The 2,047-nt window shown below is 39.6% G+C and carries 2 protein-coding genes; one reads left to right on the top strand and one right to left on the bottom strand.

The features are described from left to right. Positions 1-435 (bottom strand): DUF3822 family protein (locus tag AC1DPQ_RS26160; RefSeq protein ID WP_477611352.1); only part of this gene is annotated, 435 nt, incomplete at its 3' end. A gap of 389 nt (positions 436-824) precedes the next feature. Here AC1DPQ_RS26160 and AC1DPQ_RS26155 point away from each other — a divergent pair. Then, on the top strand, positions 825-1,964 hold the full coding sequence (locus AC1DPQ_RS26155; protein ID WP_477611351.1) for a putative sensor domain DACNV-containing protein: 1,140 nt from the start codon (positions 825-827) through the stop codon (positions 1,962-1,964). The last annotated feature ends 83 nt before the right edge of the window (positions 1,965-2,047 follow it).

Raw genomic sequence — 2,047 nt, 5'->3', positions numbered from 1 at the left:
CTGTGGAAATAAATCTGTTTTTTCAGGCAGATTTGATTTTAAATGCTCATCTAAACAGAAAACGGTATTAAAACCTAGCTTATCGTTGTGTTTAGTATAAACTTTAGCGTCGGAACCTAAATACTTGGCATAAACGGACAGATTTTCACCATCAAACCATTCATCAGGGATGAAAATAAAATTTGAGGTATGGATTGCCGCTTTTACCGTTGCATAGTTTAACGATAGGTAGCTGTCGGTTTCAAAGGCAGATTTCAGTTCTTTCTGTACATCTTCACAACCTTGTTTATCAAAAATGATGTTAATCTCTTCTGTGTCCTTACCTACCACAGCATAAGAAAAGCTGTCATTCGTTATTTTTAATAATAAATGGCAGTTTGCAGATGCATCAGTTTTAAAATTCGGGTCGACTAATAAGAGACTATTGTTACTCATTGAAACAAAAATAGACTTTTTTAAGGATTAACGGTAAGATGAGGTTAATTTTTTGGTTTTGACTTGTAGCGCTTTAGTTTTTTGCCACGGAAACACGGAGTTCACGGAAATAATTCCATGCCAATTTGTTTACTAATTGCCCGATGAATCTTTTACACTTAAGACACCTTAGTTCATTTGAGTGAAGTTTATTAGCCAAAAATATGTAAATAACTTCGTGTTCTTTGTGCCTTGGTGGTTAATCTTGTCTCTGCGCTTTGCGGTTAAAAGAACATCAAAAATAGCTGCGTTTATCTGCGAAGATCTGTGGTAAAAATGTCTGTGTTTTTTTACCAAAATCAAACCTTTCGGATATTCAAAAATCGAAATATTCGACTTAAATTCGGAACATGAGTTACAAGCCTACCTACAAAGCGGCAAACACGATTGCAGCAACTATTGAGCAACATTTTGTTAAACTGCATAAAAATGCAATTGCACAGGGTGAGATAGATTTGGCTACTCAGCCGGACCGAAAAATAATTGAAGCGATAATAGATGTTGCCTTTTGGAGCAGCTTGCGTAAGGAAGAGGGGCATTCGCCGAGGATTTCGATTGCTTTTTTACCACCAGAGCAAACGTCGAAACCGTTACGTTTTGCTAAAAAACTAGCGTTAAATGCCAATACCTTAACCAAAATAGCGCCTGGGATTGAACGTTCAGGAATTCACTTAGGGGTTTGGGAAGAAGATGGCGAACTTTATATCTGGGGTACAACCCTCAATATTCCGAACTTCTGTTTTGTTGTTGATGTTTCTGAACCTGGATTAATCGTAATTAAACACCGAAGGATTTACGGCATCGGTAAGTTTACGAATGTTGCTGTACTTAAAGGAGAGCAGATCCGCATTGTTGATGATACCAGTTGTGCAAATAAAGATTGTCCACCTATTTTGCAGGCCTTGTTAGATCTGACTGTTTTGGCCAGCTGGAACGATCCCATTAATATTTTGATCCAGTTTTCGGTTTCTATGCGTGCCCATGGCCGTGGTGGAGCCTTGCTAATTGTGCCGAAAGGCGATACAAAATGGGAAGAATCTATTATCCACCCGATACAGTATTTGGTAAAACCTCCATTCTGTGGTTTATCCAATCTGGCGAAACAGAGCGGCAACCAGAGTGAAATTTTTTCGCAGGKGGCTGTTCGTCGCGAAGTAGAGCATTTAGCAGGTTTAACAGCTGTTGATGGTGCTACGATCATCAACGAAGAATTTGACCTGATTGCGTTTGGTGCAAAAATCGGTCGTGCTAAAGGCAAACCAACCGTAGAGCAGATTGCATTTTCGGAGCCCATTGTTGGTGGCGAAGATAAAATTCTTTATCCCGGACAGCTCGGAGGGACCAGGCACTTTTCTGTAGCCCAGTTTGTTAACGATCAGCCGCAATCTATTGGTTTGGTGGCGTCTCAGGATGGCCATTTTACCATTTTCAGTTACAGCAAAAAACAAAATATGGTAATGGCACATCGCATTGAAACGTTACTTTTGTAATAGCAAGGAGCAGAAAGCATAGAGCATAGCGATTATATTGGTTTGGAAAAGCGCTGTACTGCTAATCGGGTACTGTAATCCGT

The sequence above is a fragment of the Pedobacter sp. 01T416_2 genome (genome assembly GCF_056398925.1).
The sequence above is the reverse complement of the archived record's forward strand: the minus strand, read 5'-3'. Positions and strand labels throughout refer to the sequence as shown.